The organism is Caballeronia grimmiae (assembly GCF_000698555.1).
Taxonomy (GTDB): Bacteria; Pseudomonadota; Gammaproteobacteria; order Burkholderiales; family Burkholderiaceae; genus Caballeronia; species Caballeronia grimmiae.
In genome coordinates this window covers 208,569-227,255 of the sequence record NZ_JFHE01000002.1, presented here as the reverse complement: position 1 = coordinate 227,255, position 18,687 = coordinate 208,569, and the positions used below count along the sequence as shown (strand labels likewise).

General features: G+C 63.7%; 23 protein-coding genes. 14 read left to right on the top strand and 9 right to left on the bottom strand.

All coding sequences use genetic code 11. From position 1 onward, the window contains the following. Positions 1 to 3: 3 nt before the first annotated feature. From BG57_RS03345 to BG57_RS03335, 3 genes are all read left to right on the top strand, one after another. The gene (locus tag BG57_RS03345) at positions 4 to 213 is read left to right on the top strand and encodes a hypothetical protein (RefSeq protein WP_035960159.1); all 210 of its coding nucleotides are present in this window, start codon (positions 4 to 6) and stop codon (positions 211 to 213) included. Positions 214 to 267: 54 nt separating this feature from the next. Further along, on the top strand, positions 268 to 525 hold the full coding sequence (locus BG57_RS03340; RefSeq protein WP_035960421.1) for a hypothetical protein: 258 nt from the start codon (positions 268 to 270) through the stop codon (positions 523 to 525). Between the two features lie 67 nt (positions 526 to 592). Further along, positions 593 to 1,045, top strand: coding sequence for a YaiI/YqxD family protein (locus BG57_RS03335; protein ID WP_035960158.1), 453 nt, complete (start codon positions 593 to 595; stop codon positions 1,043 to 1,045). A gap of 4 nt (positions 1,046 to 1,049) precedes the next feature. Here the strand turns inward: BG57_RS03335 and BG57_RS03330 are convergent, their stop codons facing one another. Further along, positions 1,050 to 1,361, bottom strand: coding sequence for a hypothetical protein (locus BG57_RS03330; protein ID WP_035960157.1), 312 nt, complete (start codon positions 1,359 to 1,361; stop codon positions 1,050 to 1,052). A gap of 118 nt (positions 1,362 to 1,479) precedes the next feature. Between BG57_RS03330 and BG57_RS03325 the strand changes: the two genes are divergently transcribed. The 4 genes from BG57_RS03325 (at position 1,480) to BG57_RS03315 (ending at position 3,011) form a co-directional block, all read left to right on the top strand. Next, the gene (locus tag BG57_RS03325) at positions 1,480 to 1,746 is read left to right on the top strand and encodes a DUF6566 family protein (protein WP_052005597.1); all 267 of its coding nucleotides are present in this window, start codon (positions 1,480 to 1,482) and stop codon (positions 1,744 to 1,746) included. Positions 1,747 to 1,809: 63 nt separating this feature from the next. After that, positions 1,810 to 1,953, top strand: coding sequence for a hypothetical protein (locus tag BG57_RS32915; RefSeq protein WP_160174704.1), 144 nt, complete (start codon positions 1,810 to 1,812; stop codon positions 1,951 to 1,953). A 93-nt stretch (positions 1,954 to 2,046) separates the two neighbouring features. Further along, positions 2,047 to 2,355 carry a hypothetical protein gene (locus tag BG57_RS03320; RefSeq protein ID WP_152562496.1) on the top strand — a complete coding sequence of 103 codons (309 nt, stop codon included), beginning with the start codon at positions 2,047 to 2,049 and terminating at the stop codon, positions 2,353 to 2,355. A 71-nt stretch (positions 2,356 to 2,426) separates the two neighbouring features. After that, the gene (locus BG57_RS03315) at positions 2,427 to 3,011 is read left to right on the top strand and encodes a peroxidase-related enzyme (RefSeq protein ID WP_035960155.1); all 585 of its coding nucleotides are present in this window, start codon (positions 2,427 to 2,429) and stop codon (positions 3,009 to 3,011) included. A gap of 182 nt (positions 3,012 to 3,193) precedes the next feature. Here the strand turns inward: BG57_RS03315 and BG57_RS03310 are convergent, their stop codons facing one another. Beyond that, entirely contained in the window at positions 3,194 to 3,538 is a 345-nt protein-coding gene (locus BG57_RS03310) for a hypothetical protein (RefSeq protein WP_152562495.1), read from the bottom strand. On the opposite strand from BG57_RS03310, the gene BG57_RS03305 reads away from it, so the two are divergent. The 5 genes from BG57_RS03305 to BG57_RS03285 all read left to right on the top strand — a co-directional run bounded on the left by BG57_RS03305 (position 3,510) and on the right by BG57_RS03285 (position 8,579). After that, positions 3,510 to 4,409, top strand: coding sequence for a LysR substrate-binding domain-containing protein (locus BG57_RS03305; RefSeq protein WP_035960152.1), 900 nt, complete (start codon positions 3,510 to 3,512; stop codon positions 4,407 to 4,409). The two genes, BG57_RS03310 and BG57_RS03305, sit on opposite strands and share 29 nt — an antisense overlap. A gap of 93 nt (positions 4,410 to 4,502) precedes the next feature. Beyond that, entirely contained in the window at positions 4,503 to 5,252 is a 750-nt protein-coding gene (locus BG57_RS03300) for an SDR family NAD(P)-dependent oxidoreductase (RefSeq protein ID WP_035960151.1), read from the top strand. An 86-nt stretch (positions 5,253 to 5,338) separates the two neighbouring features. Further along, entirely contained in the window at positions 5,339 to 6,667 is a 1,329-nt protein-coding gene (locus tag BG57_RS03295) for an MFS transporter (protein ID WP_035960150.1), read from the top strand. Between the two features lie 29 nt (positions 6,668 to 6,696). Next, positions 6,697 to 7,533, top strand: coding sequence for a transketolase (locus BG57_RS03290; protein ID WP_035960149.1), 837 nt, complete (start codon positions 6,697 to 6,699; stop codon positions 7,531 to 7,533). Positions 7,534 to 7,580: 47 nt separating this feature from the next. Then, positions 7,581 to 8,579, top strand: a complete 999-nt coding sequence (locus BG57_RS03285; RefSeq protein ID WP_035960148.1) for a transketolase family protein — start codon at positions 7,581 to 7,583, stop codon at positions 8,577 to 8,579. A 4-nt stretch (positions 8,580 to 8,583) separates the two neighbouring features. Here the strand turns inward: BG57_RS03285 and BG57_RS03280 are convergent, their stop codons facing one another. From BG57_RS03280 to BG57_RS03265, 4 genes are read right to left on the bottom strand one after another with little or no spacing between them, the layout of a single operon-like run. Beyond that, positions 8,584 to 9,144, bottom strand: a complete 561-nt coding sequence (locus BG57_RS03280; protein ID WP_035960146.1) for a DUF2894 domain-containing protein — start codon at positions 9,142 to 9,144, stop codon at positions 8,584 to 8,586. Continuing rightward, positions 9,137 to 9,784 (bottom strand): OmpA family protein, encoded by a 648-nt coding sequence (locus tag BG57_RS03275; protein WP_035960145.1) that lies wholly within the window; start codon positions 9,782 to 9,784, stop codon positions 9,137 to 9,139. The genes BG57_RS03280 and BG57_RS03275 overlap by 8 nt, the downstream gene beginning before the upstream one ends. Continuing rightward, positions 9,781 to 12,213, bottom strand: coding sequence for a DUF802 domain-containing protein (locus BG57_RS03270; protein ID WP_035960417.1), 2,433 nt, complete (start codon positions 12,211 to 12,213; stop codon positions 9,781 to 9,783). The genes BG57_RS03275 and BG57_RS03270 overlap by 4 nt, the downstream gene beginning before the upstream one ends. Before the next feature lie 5 nt (positions 12,214 to 12,218). Next, positions 12,219 to 12,914 carry a DUF3348 domain-containing protein gene (locus tag BG57_RS03265; protein WP_035960144.1) on the bottom strand — a complete coding sequence of 232 codons (696 nt, stop codon included), beginning with the start codon at positions 12,912 to 12,914 and terminating at the stop codon, positions 12,219 to 12,221. Positions 12,915 to 13,038: 124 nt separating this feature from the next. Between BG57_RS03265 and BG57_RS03260 the strand changes: the two genes are divergently transcribed. Continuing rightward, a complete protein-coding gene (locus BG57_RS03260; RefSeq protein WP_035960143.1) occupies positions 13,039 to 13,545 on the top strand; it encodes a GNAT family N-acetyltransferase in 507 nt (168 codons plus the stop codon). A gap of 144 nt (positions 13,546 to 13,689) precedes the next feature. On the opposite strand, the gene BG57_RS03255 is transcribed toward BG57_RS03260, so the two are convergent. After that, positions 13,690 to 14,628, bottom strand: coding sequence for a Gfo/Idh/MocA family protein (locus tag BG57_RS03255; RefSeq protein WP_035960142.1), 939 nt, complete (start codon positions 14,626 to 14,628; stop codon positions 13,690 to 13,692). Positions 14,629 to 14,650: 22 nt separating this feature from the next. After that, the gene (locus BG57_RS03250; RefSeq protein WP_035960141.1) at positions 14,651 to 16,384 is read right to left on the bottom strand and encodes an IlvD/Edd family dehydratase; all 1,734 of its coding nucleotides are present in this window, start codon (positions 16,382 to 16,384) and stop codon (positions 14,651 to 14,653) included. Between the two features lie 121 nt (positions 16,385 to 16,505). On the opposite strand from BG57_RS03250, the gene BG57_RS03245 reads away from it, so the two are divergent. Continuing rightward, positions 16,506 to 17,459, top strand: coding sequence for a LysR substrate-binding domain-containing protein (locus BG57_RS03245; RefSeq protein ID WP_035960415.1), 954 nt, complete (start codon positions 16,506 to 16,508; stop codon positions 17,457 to 17,459). Here the strand turns inward: BG57_RS03245 and ampC are convergent. Next, positions 17,456 to 18,631 (bottom strand): class C beta-lactamase, encoded by a 1,176-nt coding sequence (gene ampC / locus BG57_RS03240; RefSeq protein WP_035960140.1) that lies wholly within the window; start codon positions 18,629 to 18,631, stop codon positions 17,456 to 17,458. The genes BG57_RS03245 and ampC overlap by 4 nt on opposite strands. Between the last annotated feature and the right edge of the window lie 56 nt (positions 18,632 to 18,687).

Here is an 18,687-nt window from a genome sequence, read left to right as displayed (position 1 = left end):
CGCATGGCCGAGCAACACAAACCGGGGCAGAAGGTCGAAACCTCGGGCATCTATCGAGTCGTCAGGGAAGGCGATGGCGGCTCCGCTTTCGAAGTGACGTGTGTGGAAGGCGAGCACTTCCCGCCGACGCGAAGCGGCAAGGGCGCGCACTATGAGCTCGTGCATGCCGCGACGCATTCGCACAAGCACCACGAGCTCGGCAGCGCAGGTTGATCATCACGAGAGGGCAGCGCTTCGCGTTGTCCTCGAATCGCAAGGAACATGCATATGAAACCCGAACCATCGGATCCCGTCGAGCGCGCGGACCAGCGGCGCGAAGCGATCGGCGAAGGCGACGTCAAGGAGAAAGCGGACGGCACCATCGAGCAGCGTGAACATGGCAACATGGACGCGTCGCTCGTGCCCAAGGGCAAGGATCATCCGGAGCAAGGTCCTTATACGCCCGAGAACGATCACATCGATCCGGACGTCGACCCCGCCGCGAGCAGCGATCATCCGCGCAGCAAGCCGGACTCGGAAGCGTAGTCGTCGAACTTTCAACCGGCTGAGCGTGCGTTAAAGATGCGCGCTCTTCGTTGTTTCGAGCCGCCCCATGCAAATTCTCGTTGATGCCGACGCGTGTCCCGCCGTCGTCAAAGACATTCTGTTCCGCGCGGGACCGCGCGTTCAGGTGTGCGTGACGCTCGTTGCGAATCAATTTCTGCGCACGCCTCCTTCTCCTTTCATCAAGGCCATTCAGGTGCCTGCCGGCTTCGACATTGCCGATGCGCGCATCGTGGAACTGACGCAGCCCGGCGATCTCATCATCACCGCCGACATACCCTTGGCCGCTGCAGTGCTGGCCAAGTCCGCGCATGCGCTCGACCCGCGCGGAGTGTGGTTCAGCGCGGAGAATATCGAAGAACGGCTGACGATGCGCGCGATGATGGATCAGTTGCGCAGCAGCGGCGTCGATACGGGCGGGCCGTCGCCCTATAGCCCTCGCGATGGCAAGAACTTCGCCGCGCAACTCGATCGTTTTCTCGCGAGACAGCGCGCGTCTTAGGTTCTCAGGGACGCGGCCCTTCGCTGTCCGGTCCCGGCATGCGGCGATCCGCGCCCGGATTGCTCCTGTAGTGGTCCGGGAAATCCTTGCCGACGAGTGAATCGTAGTCGCCCGGCGGCGTCTGCACGATCGCGTGAAGCATCTTGATGAACGCATTGCCATCGGCAAGGTTATCGACGATCACGCGCGCTGTTCGCAAGGAAATCGACTCCGTTAAGGGCGGCGCATTGCCGTCGTCCAGTTTGAATCTGAAGCGATGAATCTCCGCTGCGGACGACTCCGGCGGCACTTCGTGCGACACGATGGTAGCTCTCATATTCGTCGTTGTAGTGCATGGCAATGAACGAGCTATAGCAAGTCCTGCACCACGGCGCGGCGACCGGCACATTGCCTGCTTCATCGTTTCGAACAGGACATCATCGAGCGGAGGCCGCATGCAAAGCGAAAAATTTTCATTTGACGGATACGACGTGACCGTCACGGCGGAACAGATCAGCACTGGCGACTGGACGCCGCGTATCGAAGCGTTCCGCGACAACGAGCCTGTCGCGTTGCCTGACGTCGAACCCGTCGGCCCGAACTGGGCGACGCCCGATGAGGCTGTGCGGGCCGGCGTAGAGCAAGCTCGCCGGCTGATCGACCGCTATTGCCGAGGGCATGACGACCAGCACACCAATGGCGGAATCGGGCGCGCTTCGTGAAGGGATGCAGGAACGCGGTATGCGTCACGGAAAGTCCCTACCCTCATTGCAAGGAGCAAGCAGATGCCTGAATCCAAGCTGGGAAACAAGAATCCGACTAACCCGACGAACCCTCGCAACGATCAACAGAAGGGCAAGGCGGAAGGACAGTTGCAGCAGAATCAGCAGAAGCAACCGATGCATCAGGGCGGTCAACGGCAGCCGTGATTGCGCTGCCGTGCAGTGACCGATTCGCGCCGCGCCGTCATGGACATGGCGGTGCGGGCGGATGAAGGCATCGCCACTTTCAGGAGACTGAACATGAAAGCGCGAACGATTAAGCGACTAATGGGCGTGCTCGCGCTGGGCGTGTCGAGCGCCGTATTCGCTGCGGATGCGGGTACGCCTTCGCAGAGCGGCGGCAACGCGGGCCAGGGTTCAACTGGCGGCATGCAGCCGCGCACGCCGGGCGGCGGAACGGGCGGCGCCGGCGATGGCGTTCGCACGCCGGGGCAAGGTTCGTCAGGCGGCATGCAGCCGGCCACGCCGGGCGGTCAGGGCGGCACGTCGTCACAGCCGGGCGCGCCGATCAGTTCGTCTTCCGTCAGCGGCGGCAACAAAAGTCAGTGAAGTCGGTAAGCGGCTTTGCGCTGCGGCATACTGCGTGATCGAGCGATACTCGATCCCATAACGGAGACAATATGCCCAACTCGCCCATCAGCCGCTTTCCCGTTCCGAATCCAGCAGACTGGCCCGACGATATCCGCACTCGCATCCTCGAAGTGCAGGATAAGGCCGGCTTCGTGCCCAACGTCTTCTTGACGCTCGCGCATCGGCCGGACGAGTTCCGGGCGTTCTTCGCCTATCACGATGCATTGATGCTGAAGGACGGCGGCCTCACGAAGGGCGAGCGCGAGATGATCGTCGTGGCGACGAGTGCGGTGAACGATTGCCTCTATTGCGTCGTCGCGCATGGCGCAATTCTGCGCATCTATGAAAAGAATGCCTTGCTCGCGGATCAGGTAGCGGTGAATCATCGCAAGGCGGATATCACGCCACGCCAGAAGGCCATGCTCGACTTTGCGCTCAAGGTGTGCCGCGCGTCGGGCAGTGTCGGCGAAGCCGACTTCGCGATGCTGCGAGAACACGGTTTCAGCGATGAAGACGCGTGGGATATCGCCGCCATCACTGCGTTCTTTGGCTTGTCGAATCGCATGGCGAATGTCATTTCCATGCGGCCGAACGACGAGTTCTATCTGATGGGACGCGTGCCGAGGGAAGCCTGAAGCAAGCGCTTCAGGCGGCGGTCGATGCGCTTGGGGCGTCTCCGACTCAAAGGCGAGCTCAACGAATGACCGTTAGCTGCGTATTGCGTGCGGCTAACGGATTCATCGCGAGCCACGCGATATACAGCATACGCGGCACTTTTGCGCCGCCGAATCCAAATCAATGAGCCGCAGCGTGCGCGCTAGTGTGCCGAGATATCCATTGCCCCTGCCCGCTGAAAAGCAAGCTGCGCGGGCATGCAGGCGCAGGCCAGCGCACGACGCGCCGTGGCGAGCGGATCGTCGACGAGGATTCGACTCCCGGATACGCCGCGCTCGATGAGATAACGCTGCATCGGCGCTGCTCGGTCGAGTGCCCCAACGCATTCGCGTCGGCCAATTTGATTCGGATACAGAAGTATTTTCCACGAAACGACTTTCATTGCCACACGCTTGCGAGGGCCCGCATCTCCATCCGCGATAAACTTGCTCCAGCCGATATCAAGCGAATAAACAACAATGCGCCTGCCTCCGCTGAAATCCATCATCGCGTTCGAAAGCGTCGCGCGGACCAAGAGCGTCAATCGCGCAGCCGATGAACTCGGCCTCACGCCTTCAGCGGTCAGTCATCAACTCGCGAATCTTGAAAGCATCGTTGGCCGGCCACTCTTCACACGGCTCGGACGCGGTCTCGTGCTGACGCCCACGGGCTCGCAATATCTCGCGGACGTCACCGGCGCGCTTGCCGAACTCAATCGCGCGACGGAGCGTGCATCGAGCGAAACATCCGTCGAGATATTGCGCATTCATTCGAGCCCGAGCTTCGGGCTCATGTGGCTGCTACCACGCCTAGCTGCGTTCCAGGAAGCCAACGGCGACATTCAGATGAACCTCGCCTGTTCATACGAAGACGTGTCGTTCACGTCAGGCTTTTACGATGTCGATGTGCGCCATGGCTACGCGCACTGGACGGATGTGGAAGTGAAGACGCTACGTCACGAAACCATCGCGCCGCTCGCATCGCGTGCGTATCTCGAACGCTTTCCGGTGGCATCGCCGGACGATCTGCTCGAGCGCCGCCTGATCTTTTCCGAATCGCCGCTCGTGCAATGGCAGCAATGGTTCGGCAAGTTCGGCGTCGCGGCTAAACGCAAGGCGTTCGACTTTTCGTTCGACCGCTCGTACATGTCGCTCGAAGCCGCAGCGCTCGGTCACGGCATCGCGCTCGAAAGCACAATGCTCGCGTCGGTACATCTCGAACGCGGCTCGCTCGTTCCGGTCTTCGGACGCGAATATGCGGTGGAAGTCGGCGCGCATCATCTGGTTTACCCGAGCCAGAACGCGCAGTTGCCGCGCGTGGCGAAGTTCCTTGCATGGATGGACGCGCAAATCGAGAGCCGCGCATCCCGCCATACCTGAAAATTTCTCAGCAATAGTTGAGGCTAACTGCGTTGATCGTCAGGTCCAGTGCGAACACACTGCGTCTACACCAGACAACCAACGGAGACAGTCATGTTGCTAGAGAATCGTGTTGTGATCGTGACCGGCGCGGCTTCGGCGCGCGGCATCGGCAAGGCGACGGCCAAGGCGCTCGCCGCACAGGGCGCTCGCATCGTCATCCTCGATCTGCGCGAAGCCGACGCCCAGGCGGCTGCACGCGACATCGGCGAAGACCACCTCGGCCTCGCCTGCGACGTGACCGACAAAGCGGCCTGCGTCACCGCCGCGAACGCGGCCATCAAGAAATATGGCCGCATCGATGCGCTGATCAACAACGCAGGCATCACGCAGCCGATCAAGACGCTTGAAATCAGCAGCGACAACTTCGACGCCGTCATCGACGTCAATCTGCGCGGCACGCTCTACATGTCGCAAGCCGTCATCGGTCAGATGAGAAAGCAGCAGAGCGGGAGCATCGTGTGCATGTCGTCGGTATCGGCGCAGCGCGGCGGCGGCATCTTCGGCGGACCGCATTACAGCGCCGCGAAAGCCGGCGTGCTCGGTCTCGCCCGTGCGATGGCGCGTGAATTCGGCGGCGACCACATCCGCGTCAACTCCATCACCCCAGGCCTCATCCAAACCGACATCACCGGCGACAAGCTCACGCCCGACATGCGCGCAGACATCATCAAGGGCATTCCGCTTGGCCGTCTCGGCGATGCCGCGGATATCGCCAACGCTTGCCTGTTCCTCGCGAGCGATCTGTCGAGCTACCTTACCGGCGTCACGCTCGATGTGAACGGCGGCATGCTGATTCATTGACGTTCCCCCGCGCCCGTCACGCGGGCGCTTCAGGCGCACCCGGATGAACCGGGGCGCAACCCGCCGACATACGGTAGGAGACAAGCATGAAGAGCAGACTCAACGCGCCGCCCATCGCGGCCGACCTCGCATCGTCGACTGACACGGCGAGCTTCGAAGCAAAGACCTATGCCAAGGTCGGACGCCGCCTCATCCCCTTTCTGATGTTGTGTTATCTCGGCGCCTATCTGGACCGCGTGAACGTCGGTTTCGCAAAGCTGCAAATGCTGAACGACCTGCGCTTCTCCGAAACGGTGTACGGCATGGGCGCTGGCATCTTCTTTCTCGGCTACTTTCTGTTCGAAGTACCAAGCAATGTCATTCTTCACCGCGTCGGTGCACGCAACTGGCTCGCGCGAATCATGCTGACGTGGGCCGTCATTTCAGCGTGCTTCGTCTTCGTGAAGACGCCAACGATGTTCTATGTCCTGCGCTTCCTGCTCGGGGTGGCCGAAGCGGGCTTCGCGCCCGGCGTCATTCTTTACCTGACGTACTGGTTCCCCGCTGCGCGACGCGCCAAGGCACTGTCCCTGTTCTTCATGGCGATTCCGCTTGCAGGCATCGTCGGCGGGCCGCTCTCGGGATACATCATGCATGCCTTCGCCGGCGTTCACGGTCTCGCCGGATGGAAGTGGCTGTTCATTCTCGAAGCGCTGCCTTCGCTGGTGCTCGGTGTCGTCATCCTGTTCTATCTCGACAACGGCATTGCCGGTGCGAAGTGGCTCACCGATGCCGAGAAGGCGCTGCTGACCCGCAACGTCGAGAAGGACAAGTCGCAAACCGTCGAGCACGTGTCGATTCGTGCGTTCATCGGCGACCGCCGTCTGTGGCTCATGGCTTCGATCTACTTCTGCGTCGTGCTCGGTCAATACGGTCTCACGTTCTGGCTGCCGACGATCATCCGCCGCGCCGGTGTCGCGGACCCGCTGTGGGTCGGCATCTTCACCGCGATCCCGTATCTCTGCGCCATCATCACCCTGCCGCTGGTCGGTGCGAGCGCCGACAAGCGCCGCGAACGCCGCCTGCATCTGGCCATTCCGATGCTCGTCGCCGCAGCGGGCTTCGCCACCTTGCCGATGCTGGGCAGCGTAGGAGCTTCGATCGTCTGTGTCAGCGTGGCCGCCGCGGGCATCCTGGCTTCATCGTCGCAATTCTGGTCCTTGCCTACTGCCGTGCTGGGCGGCATGTCGGCCGCTGCGGGCATCGCCGCCGTGAACTGCTTCGCCAATCTCGCGGGCTTCTTCTCGCCCGCCATCGTCGGCTGGCTGAACGATCTCACGGGCAAGTCCACTGCCGGCCTGATCTTCATCTCGACGGCGATCGTCGTCGGCGCGGGGCTGGTGTTCCTCGTGCCCGCCAAGACCGTGAACCGCTAAGCGTCATCAACTAACTTCAGGAGACAAACATGAGCACACCCGTCATCGAGGAGGTCACGCTCGCCGAGCGCGCCTATCGTATCCGCCGCAACGCCCTGCTGATGGGCGAAGTGCAAGGCCAGGGCTATATCGGCCAGGCGCTCGATATCGCCGACGTACTCGCCGTCGCCTACTTCGGCGCGATGAACTACCGGCCCGAAAATCCCGACTGGGAAGAGCGCGACCGCTTCCTGCTGTCGAATGGTCACTATGCCATCGCACTGTACGCGGCGCTCTTCGAAGCAGGCATCCTGCCGCAAGAGGAACTCGAAACGTATGGCAGCGACGACAGCCGCCTGCCGATGTCCGGCATGGCGAGCTACACGCCCGGCATGGAGATGTCCGGCGGATCGCTCGGCCAGGGACTCACGATTGCCGTCGGCCGTTGCCTCGGACTCAAGCGCAAGAACTCGAAGTCCTTCGTCTATACGCTCTTCTCCGATGGCGAACTCGACGAAGGCTCGATCTGGGAAGGACTGATGTCGGCGGCGCACTGGAAGCTCGACAACCTGATCGCGATGATCGACGTGAACAATCAGCAAGCCGATGGCCCGTCGACGCAAATCATGGCGTTCGAGCCGCTCGTGCCGAAGCTTGAAGCGTTCGGCTGGTACGTGCAGCGCGTGAACGGCAACGACATCGACGCGGTGAAGGAAGCGTTCGACAACGCGCGAAACCTGAAGGAAGCAAAGCCGCGCATCATCGTGTGCGATACGAAGATGGGCTGCGGCGTCCCGTTCCTCGAACAGCGCGAGAAGAATCACTTCATTCGCGTCGACGCGCACGAGTGGCAACTCGCGCTGCAAGCACTCGAAGCGGGCAAGTAAATCGTATGTGACCGGAGCGAAGCCTCCGGTCAGCACAGGAGACAAGCATGAGCACTATCGAAAAGAAGCCGCGTTTGAAGACCTCGGCGATGATCGCGTCGATCGCGGGCGAAGGGCAACTCACGCGTTCCGCGCCGTTCGGGCACGCGCTGGCGGAACTGGCGCGCACGAAGACGAACGTGATCGGCATGACGGCCGATCTCGGCAAGTACACCGACCTGCATATCTTCGGGAAGGAGTTTCCCGAGCGTTACTATCAGATGGGCATGGCCGAGCAATTGCTGATGGGCGCGGCTGCGGGCTTCGCGCATGAAGGTGCGCAGCCGTTCGTCACCACCTATGCGGTGTTCGCCACGCGCCGTGCGTACGACTTCATCCATCAGACGATCGCGGAAGACGATCTCGACGTGAAGATCGTCGCCGCACTGCCCGGCCTCACCACGGGCTATGGGCCGAGCCACCAGGCGGCGGAAGACCTCGCGTTGATGCGCGCAATGCCGAACATGACGGTGATCGATCCGTGCGATGCGCTCGACATCGAGCAGATGGTGCCCGCCATCGCCGCGCACAAAGGCCCCGTCTATGCGCGGCTCCTGCGCGGCAACGTCCCCGCCGTGCTCGACGAATACGACTACACGTTCGAACTCGGCAAGGCCAAGCTCGTGCGCGATGGCGCCGATGTGCTGGTGATCTCGTCGGGCATCATGACGATGCGCGCACTCGAAACCGCCAAGGCGCTCGAAGCCGACAAGGTCGACGTGGCCGTGCTGCACGTGCCGACCATCAAGCCGCTCGACACCGAGACGATCATTCGCGAGGCGCGCCGTTCAGGGCGGCTCGTGGTGGTCGCGGAGAATCACACGGTCATCGGCGGTCTCGGAGAAGCGGTCGCGACGACGCTGCTGAGCGCGGGCGTCACGCCGGCCTTCAGGCAGGTCGCGCTGCCCGATGCGTTCCTCGATGCGGGCGCGCTGCCCACGCTGCACGACCGCTACGGCATCTCGACCAATATGATGGCGAGCAGCATCAAGGGCTGGCTGGCCTGATGCGCTAACGCGCGCCGCCGCGCGTGGACTTCTTCGCACGCGGCGCATCTTTTCCGGCAGGCGCATTCGCGCCTGTCATCGCTTCCATCCACGCGAGGGTATCGACATAGGCGAGAAAGTGCTGAAGATACGCCGGCGATACCTCACGCATCAGCGCCAATGACCGATGCACGAGGCTGCTCGAATTGAGCGGCCCCGCATTCTTCGGCACCTGTTCCAGCGATTCGCGCAATTGCCGCTCGGCGCTGACCTTCGACCATACCGTCCGAAGATAATTCAGTAGTTCGGCATGCGAAGGATATGAGGCCGCGTGCACCGTGATCGCTTCGATTAAGGACGCAAGCGGTGTCTCACGTTCCTGCGGCGGTTCAGCCGCGACACTGGCGGCCTCGACCTCCCGCGCATAGTCTTCGATCAGCGCCGCGAGCCTTGCATCGATGATGCGCCGCGCTTCACCCTCGTGCGCCATTGCACGCCGAGCCATCGCATCGATCAGGCCGAAGCGCACGGGATTCACGCGATCCTCGCCGCGTGCGCGCCATGCGTCGATGATCGCGTTATCCATGCGGCTTCACCGGCGCATTCGTCGGACGCGGCACCGGCGATATCTCCACGCGACGGTTTTTCGCGCGGCCTTCGTCGTCGGCATTGGAACTCACCGGCTGTTCGGAGCCGAACGCCGCCGCGAAGACGGACGACGGCGGCACGCCCGCATCGATCAGCGCGCGCGTGACGGTCAACGCGCGCTTCGCCGACAACTCCCAGTTGTCCGCGAAACGCCGATTGCCTTCGCGCACCTGCTGGTCGTCGGCGAAACCGCTGACCATCAGAATCTCGCCGCGCGAGCCGAGATACGCCGACAGCGGTCCGGCCAGGCTCTTCAAAAGATCGCGTCCCTGCGGCTGCAACTGATCCGAATTCAACGCGAACAACACGCTGCCGCTGATGCCGATGCGCCCGTTCACGAGCGTCACGCGTCCCGATGCGAGCGGTCCCGCGAGCGCCTCTTCGAGCGTCTTGCGCCGCTGCGTTTCCTGCTGCTTTTCCTTGACGGCCTGCTCGAGTTTCGTCGACAGCTGCAACTGCACGCCGATGACCGCAACGAGAATCAGCACGAACGCGCCGAGCAAGACCGACATCAAGTCGGCGAAAGCGGCCCAGATCGGCGCGGCGGCTTCCGTGCCGGCATCGAGTTCGTCGTTCATTCACGCGCTCCCGCAAGCTCACGTTGCGCCGCGATCTGCTGCAGGTTTTCGATGATCTGCTTCTGCGACAGCGTGCTCAGGTCGATGACTTCGCGCGCCTGCGCGACGTAATACGCGAGCTGTTCGTCGCTGCGCGCGAGGCTCTTGTCGAGTGCGGTTTCGATGCGCTGCAAATGCGCGACGAGCGTCTCGTTCGACGCGCCGAACGCATCCACCGCCGCGCCGAATGCTTCCCCGAGGCTCGCGACCTCGACGGCGCTGCCCGTGACTTGCGCGGCCACTGCGCCGATCTTCCCGCTTTCCGCCTCTACCTTGTCGCTGAACTGCTGGCCGGCGCGCGTGAGCATATCCGCCGAAGTCGCGACGAGCGCATCGACCGCGACGCGCTGTTCGTTCGATGCGTGATTGACCGCATCGAGCAAGGTCTCGACGGTCGCGAGCAGGCGGCTGCGCTCATCCAGCATCGCGGTGTCGCGGACCATCGAATCGGAGAGCTTCTGACGCATTTCGGCGATGACTTCCGCAGCGGCCTTCGGCGCAACGGACGCCGCCTGCACGACCCGTTCGATCTCCGCGATCATGCCGCTCGTATGCGAACGCGTCTCTTCGGCGATCTCGCGTGCGGTGCGTGCAAGCGTCTCCACGACTTCCTGCTCACGGCGTTCCGCGAGCGCGCCCGATTGCCGCCATTCGTCGCGCAGCGCGGCGGCCATCGCGGCGAGCGCATCGGTCCATGCGGACAGCCGCGCGTCGTGCGTCGATGCAATGTCCGCGCGCAAGCCGGCGTGCGCGTCATCGACGGAACGCAGCAACGACGCCGAATGCTGCTCGAAGCGTTCCGCTGCGGCGTTCAGGACATCGCGATGCTGCGCCGCCAGTTGCTCGCCGGTGCGTTGCTGTTCGCCGAGCGCGCCGCGCCATGCGTCGGACAGGTTCGTCGATGTGCTTTCGAGCCGCGACGAGAAGCCATCGAGCAGATGCGTCGAACGCGCTTCGACACTCGCGGCGAAGCGATCCAGCGATGCGCCCGCTTGCGTGACCAGCGCCGCGCTTGTCTGCTCGTGTTTATCGACCGATTCGGCCAGCTTGTTCGATACCTCGCTCAGTCGCGCGGACAGGTCGTCGACGAGCGTGGCGGACCGTCCTTCGAACGCTTGCGTGAAGCCATCCAGCGACGCGCCCGCTTGCGTCACGAGCGCCGCACTCGCCTGCTCATGCTTCTGCAACGAGTCGCCGAGTTGATCCGCGATCTTCACGACCGAAGCCCGCAGTTCGCCCGATACTTCGTCGAATCGCGCGGACATGCCTTCGACCAAGGTCGATGAACGTTGTTCGAACGCCTGCGCGAAGCGGTCCATCGACGCATCCATCTTGCCGACGAGCGACTCGTTGGCCGCCTGATGCGCGGCAAGCGAACGATCCCAGATCCCCGCCACGTTGGCAGCCGACGCTTCGAAGCCGCTCGACAAGCCCTCGAGTTGCCGCTTCACCGCGCCTTCGATGTTCGCGTGCAATGCCGCGGTCTCGCGCGCGATGCCGTCCATCGTCACCTGCATGACGGGTTGCAATGCGGCGCTCGCGGCACGCGCGCTATCGGCCACGCTCTGCTTCAGCGACAGTTCCACTGACGTGGCAAGACGCCGGTACGCCGTCTCCGTGTTCGCATGAAACGCAGCCTGATTCGCAAGCTGCCGCTCGTTCGCGGCCACGCTCTGCTGCTCGATGGCGGTCATCATCGCGTGCAGGCGATCGACCAGCTTCGGCATGATTTCAGTCTGCCGCTGCAGCAGCCTGAACGTCTCTTCCCGATGATGCGTCTGCGTGAAAGCGCGCAGCGTCGTCGCGATTTTGGCGTCCAGCGTCTGCGTGACGTGCAGCCGTTCGCGGCGGCATAGCGTGGAGAGCAGGCCGAGCATCGCCGAAGTCGCGACGCCCGCGATCGACGTGCCGAACGCGAAGCCGAGGCCCGTAACCGGCGCGGCAAGCGATGCGCGGATCGCCGCGAGATCGGTCGAGCTTTCGAGCGCCGCGCCCGTGCCGCGCAGCGTCGCGACCATGCCGAGCAAGGTGCCGAGCATGCCGAGCAGCACCAGCAGGCCGGCGAGATACGGCGCGAGCGCCGGCCCCGGCAATGCGATGCGCTCGCCTTCGATGCGCAGCCTCACCGCGTGGCGCAACCCGGCGGGCACCTGTTCGAGCCATACGCCGAGGCTTTTCGGGGCGGTCGCGGAGCGGTCGAGGGCATCGGCGAGCGCGCGCGTCGTCTGCTGATAACGCTGCAGCTCCCACGCGCCGGCGAGATAGCACGCGCCGATCACGAGCGTGACGGCAAACGCGAGCGCGTTGGAGCCGATATAACCGATGGCAATACCGCAGACGGCTAGAAGGCCAGCCAGGAAGACTGCTACATGTAAAAGATATCGGGGCATAGCGTTCAGTGCGCGGCGTGACACGCCGCAAGCAAACCATCGACCGGTTGAAAACGTACATCCAGTTCCGCGAGCAACACGCTCTGCATGTCCTTCTCGAACGCTTCGAGCCAGGCGGACGAGCCGTCGGTCTCCGCGTTCGCGCGGCGCATGCGCTCGAAATGCTTGCCGAGCAGCGCCGGAACCTGCGCGAACAAGGTGCGCTCGCGCGCGCCGAGCGCCTGTTCCATGACGGCATCGACGACGGCGAGTCGCGCCGCGCGATCCGACTGCGTCGCGAGCACCGCGCGCATACGGCCGCGCAATGCGCCGATGTCCGACTCCATCGCCTGTTGCAGCGAAAGACAGCGCTGCCGATACACCGCGTAATCGACCGGAACGTCGACCTGCGGCACGGCTTCTCGCGCGCGATGCCGCAGCGGTGCGGCAGCTTTCGCCGGCGCGATGGCGCTCGCAAGCGATGCACGCACGCGCGCACAGGCGTGTTGCTGCGCCGCCGATGCGGATCGCGCGCCGCCGATAGCAGGCGGCTCGCCGTTGAGCGCCGTCGACAGCGCGATCGCATCCGTCCAGCCGAGCCACTGGCTCAGCTTGTCGGAGAGCGAGGCGCCGGGTTCCTGTACGTCGAGATCGGCAAAGCGCGCCAGAAGGCGCACGAGCGCCGGGCCGCTGACCGCCGTGCGCTTCTTGGGTTGCACGATTCCACCGGAGGCAAAAACCCGCTAGTTTACACGGCCATGACGTCGCGCCTCGTTTTTAGGCAAGATCGTCAAAAACTTTGCGGATGCGTGCGCCGCATGCATCGCGCTTCCGGAGCGCTTCCACATGATCCGCCGCCTCTCGTCCGCCGATGCAGCCGCCTTCCGCGAGATCCGTCTGGAAGGTCTGCGCCAGTTCCCCGCCGCGTTCGGCGCGGCATACGACGACGAAAGCGCGCAACCGCTCGCATGGTTCGCCGCGCGCATCGCGGATCATGCAGTGTTCGGCGCGTTTTCGGTCGATGCGCGCCTCGATGGCGTCGCGGGCCTGATGATCCCGTCGCCCGCGAAGATGCGGCACAAGGGCGTGCTGTGGGGCATGTATGTGCGGTCCGGCGCGCGCGGATCGGGACTCGCCGCGGCCTTGCTCGGCCACGTGATCGAGCATGCGCGCGGCGTCGTCGAGGAAGTGAAGCTGGAGGTCTCGCCGGACAACCGCGCCGCCGTGCGTCTTTATGAAGCGGCGGGCTTCAGCGTCTACGCACGGGAACCGCGTGCGCTCAAGATCGAAGACGCTTATCACGACACGTTGTTCATGTCGCTGCGCCTGACGCGGCCAAGCCGCGCCGTCTGACAGGCACGATCGTTCTATTCTTTAGGAGTTTACTGGTTAAATCAGTCTTCTGGGGTGCGTAGACTTCACGTGGGTTTAAAGCACCCGTAGTCAGTGTCCTAGTCACACACTGATGTTTCGCCCCGCGCAAGCGGGGCGTTTTTTTCAGCGGCCGAAAGCCTCCGTCTCGACATGCGCGCCCAAGAGGAACGCATCGGCGACGAGCCGCAGCGGACGTATATCGACATCGCTTTCCCGCTGCGCGATGAGTTCGTGAAAGCGTTCGTAAAGCGCCGGATATTCACGCTCCGCGCCGAGCGTGATGTCCTTGCCCGCAATGGACAAACGCTTGCCGCCTTCGCGAATCGACAGGCGGCCCGCATCCGTATCCACGTCGATCGCCCATTCTTCGACCGGGCCGTGACGCCAGTCGAACACCGCGCGCACCGGTGCGCCGTGCGTATCGACGCATTCCAGCTCGGCGGCGATCGGCGTCGCGGTATCGCCTGGAATGGTCAGCGTCGCCGCGCGCAATGCAATCTCGCGCGGGAGGATGCGCGTCACGATCGACAATGCATTGATGCCCGGATCGAACACGCCGAGCCCGCCCGGCTCCCAGATCCATTGCTGCCCCGGATGCCAGCGGCGCACGTCCTCTTTCCAGCGCACTTCCACTGCGCGCACGTTGCCCGCTTCCTTCGATGCGAGCCACGCGCGTGCCGGCTCCACCGCGCTCGCCGCCCGCGAATGCCAGCTTGCGAAAAGCGTGCAGCCGTTGGCCCGCGCGATCTCGTTCAGCGCTTCGACTTCACTGACGCTCGCGCCGGGCGGCTTTTCGAGCATCACGTGCTTGCCTGCTTCGAGCGCCGCGCGGGCTTGCGCGAAGCGCACTTGCGGCGGCGCGCAGAGCGACACCGCATCGAGCGATGATTCCCCCGCCAGCAGCGCGTCGATGTCCGCGTAATTGCGCACGCCATCGACGGACGCATTGCGGCTCGCGCATGCGACGAGTTCGAAGCCGGGCTGCGCGGCGATCGCCGGAAGATGCTGGTCCCGCGCGATCTTGCCGATGCCGACGACCGCGAGCGTATAACGCGTTGTCATACCGATGCTCTCCGTAGCCGGTTCAATGCGAGTGACGCGGCACTTCCGCGCCGCGCTTGCCGACGAGGAAGTCGAGATCGCAGCCTTCGTCTGCTTGCAGCACGTGATCGACGTAGAGACGCTGATAGCCGCCATCGCCCCACACTTTCGGCGGCACGTGACCTTCCATGCGGCGCGCGAGCTCTTCGTCGCTGATGTCGAGATGCAGCGTGCCTGCATCGCAATCCAGCTCGATATAGTCGCCGTCGCGCACCGCGGCAAGCGGCCCGCCCGCCGCCGCTTCGGGCGCGACATGCAGCACCACCGTGCCATACGCCGTGCCGCTCATGCGCGCATCAGAGATGCGGACCATGTCCTTCACGCCCTGGCGCAAGAGCTTCGGCGGCAAGCCCATGTTGCCCACTTCGGCCATGCCCGGATAACCCTTCGGCCCGCAGTTCTTCATCACGAGCACGCAGTCCTTGTCGACGTCGAGCGTTTCATCGACGATGCGTTCCTTGTAGTGCTCGAGGTTCTCGAACACGACCGCGCGCCCGCGATGCTTCAGCAGTTCGGGACTCGCCGCCGACGGCTTCAGCACCGCGCCGCGCGGCGCGAGATTGCCGCGCAGTACGCGAATGCCGCCATCGGCGATCAGCGGATTGCTCAGTTCGCGGATGACTTCGTCGTTCGTGTTGGGCGCCGTCTTCACGTTCTCCCACAGCGTCTTGCCATTGACCGTCAGCGCGTCCGGATGCGGCAGCAGGTTCGCTTCGCCGAGACGCCGCAGCACGGCCGGCAAACCGCCCGCGTAATAGAACTCTTCCATCAGGAAGCGGCCCGAAGGCATCAGATCGACGATGGTCGGCGTATCGCGGCCGATGCGCGTCCAGTCTTCCAGCTCCAGCGGCACGCCGATGCGCCCCGCGATCGCCTTCAGATGGATGACGGCGTTGGTCGAGCCGCCGATGGCGGCATTGGTGCGGATCGCGTTCTCGAACGCTTCGCGCGTCAGGATCTTCGACAGCGTCAGCCCTTCGAGCGCCATCTCCACGATGCGAATGCCGGACATATGCGCGAGTACGTAGCGGCGCGCATCGACGGCGGGAATCGCCGCGTTGTGCGGCAAGGACGTGCCGAGCGCTTCGGCCATGCACGCCATCGTCGATGCGGTGCCCATCGTGTTGCAGGTGCCCGCCGAGCGCGACATGCCCCCCTCCGCCGACAGGAACTGATGCAGGTCGATCTCGCCCGCCTTCAGCGATTCATGCAGTTGCCAGACCGCCGTGCCCGAACCGATGTTCTTGCCGTCGAGCTTGCCGTTCAGCATCGGCCCGCCCGTCACGACGATGGCCGGGACATCGCAGCTTGCCGCGCCCATCAGGAGCGCGGGCGTGGTCTTGTCGCAGCCGGTGAGCAGCACGACGGCATCGATGGGGTTGCCGCGAATCGCTTCTTCGACGTCCATCGCCGCGAGATTGCGCGTGAGCATCGCGGTCGGACGCAGGTTCGATTCGCCATTGGAAAACACGGGGAATTCGACAGGAAAGCCGCCGGCTTCATACACGCCGCGCTTCACGTGCTCGGCGATCTTGCGGAAGTGCGCGTTGCACGGCGTCAGTTCCGACCAGGTATTGCAGATGCCGATGACCGGCCGGCCGTCGAATTCGTGATCGGGAATGCCCTGATTCTTCATCCAGCTTCGATACATGAAGCCGTTCTTATCGGCGGTGCCGAACCATTGTTGTGAGCGCAGCTTGGGTTTCGATGCCGACATGTATCAGTCCATTTTCAGAAGTCGATTCGGCGAAGGATAGGAGAGCGCGTGATAATCTGCCAATGAAATGTTCGACCTTCCCCATATTCAAATCAGCATTCGTGCAAACCCTTAGATGTTGATGCTGAATTCAACTCCCTGGTATATCCGCAACCGGCTGAAGACGCGACAGTTGATGCTCGTCGTCGCGCTGGCGGAAGAAGGCAACATTCGTCGCGCGGCCACTGCGCTGCATATGACGCAGCCTGCCGCGTCGAAGCTCCTGCGCGAACTGGAAGAGACGCTCGGCGTGACGCTCTTCGAGCGCGGGCCGCGCGGCATGCGTCCCACACTCTATGGCGATGCAATGGTCCGCCACGCGCGTGCCGTGCTCGGCAGCCTCGATCAGGCGCAGGAAGAGTTGGTGGCGTTGAAGTCCGGGCGGCTCGGGCATGTGGCGGTCGGGGCGATCACGTCGCCCGGCGTGCGGCTTCTGCCCGCGGCGGTCGCGGCTGTGAAACGCGCGCACGCGGACATCCGCGTGTCCGTCGAGATCGATGCGAGCAACGTGCTGCTCGAACGGCTTGCGCAAGAGAAACTCGACGTGGTCATCGGCCGGCTTTCGGCGGAGCATGACAAGCTCAGGCTGCGTTACGAGCCGTTGAGCGGCGAGCCGGTGCGCGCCGTCGTGCGCTCGGGGCATCCGTTGTTGAAAAGCCCGGCGCTTACGCTCGCCGATGTGCAGCCGTGCGCGTGGCTCGTGCCGCCGGCGGGCAGCGTGCTGCGGCATCGCTTCGAGTTGATGTTTCAGCGTGCGAGTCTTGCGCCGCCATCGAACGTGGTCGAGACGGCGGCCATTCTGTTCATCACGCGCTTGCTGGAGCAAAGCGACATGATCGCGGTGCTCGCCGAGGATGTCGCGCTCTACTACGCGCGTCATGGCGTCACCGAGATGCTTCCGTTGCCGATGGATTGTCAGATGGACGACTTCGGCATTGTCACGCGGGCGGACGGCTTGCTCTCGCCCGCCGCGAACGTGATGATCGACGCCTTGCGCACGACCGCGCTCGACGTCTATCGCGACGAAGAGCGCTAGCGGCCCGCTTTTGCATCGAGCAGGGCTGTCACGATCGCATACGCCGCCGCGACGCGTTCCGTGTTCGGGATGTTCCGGTTCGCCAGCATGACGATGCCGACATGCTGGCCCGGCACGAACGCGACATACGCGCCGAAGCCGTTCGTCGATCCGGTCTTGTTGATCCACACATCGCCGCGCGGCGCTTGCGGCGGTTGCATGCGTTCGACCCGTTGCGCTTCGAGCGCCATCGCGGGCGAGTTGCCATCGAGCAAGGCCTGCAGTTGCGCGGGATACGGATACTGCTCCCAGATGGGATCCTGCGTCATGGGCCCGGCGACGAGGTAGCCGGTGTGCGTGGCGATGATCGCGCGCTGCCAGGTCGCGTCGATGCTCGCGGCATCGTTCATGTTCGCCTGAACGAAACGCATCATGTCCGTGACCGTCGCCTTCACGCCGTACGCTTCCGATGACAGCACGCCCGGCCTGACGCGAACCGGCGCGCCGTCCTTCGCATAACCCTGCGCGTAGTCCTTCATGCGAGCGGCGGGCACCTGAATATAAGTACTCGTCAAACCGAGCGCGGGAAAGAGGCGCTGCTGCATGAGCGCATCGAAGTCTTGCCGCATCGTCTTTGCGGTGATTAAGCCAAGCATGCCGATGCCCGGATTCGCATACGTGCGATACGTGCCCGCCGGGTAACGCGGCTTCCACGCCTTGAAATACTGCATCAGTTGCGCGTTGTCGTGCACGTCGTCGGGCACTTGCAGCGGCAGGCCGCCGGGCGTGTGCGTCGCGAGATCGAGCAGCGTGACTGTGTCGCCGAATGGCGTGCCGCGCAACTCGGGAACGTACTTGCTCACCGGATCGCTGAAGGAAAGAGCGCCCTGCAACTGCGCGTAGGATGCAAGCGTCGCGGTGAAGGTCTTGCTGACGGAGCCGAGTTCGAAGAGCGTATCGCCCGTGACGGGCTTGCCCGTTTGCTTCGACGCCACGCCGTAAGTGAACACGTGCGTCTCGCCGTTCGCGATGACGCCGACCGCCATGCCCGCGATGTCGTCGCGAGTCATGAGCGGCGTGATCGCCGTATCGACGATATGGCGGATGTCGGCGGAAGTCGTCTGGCTGAATACCGGGAGCGCGCACACGGAGAGAACGGCCGCTGCGAACAAGCGCAGCATGGTGGACTTCATTGGCTGAATCCTTCGCTTGTAGTGAATGATCGACGCGAAGGATTCTATTCGACGAT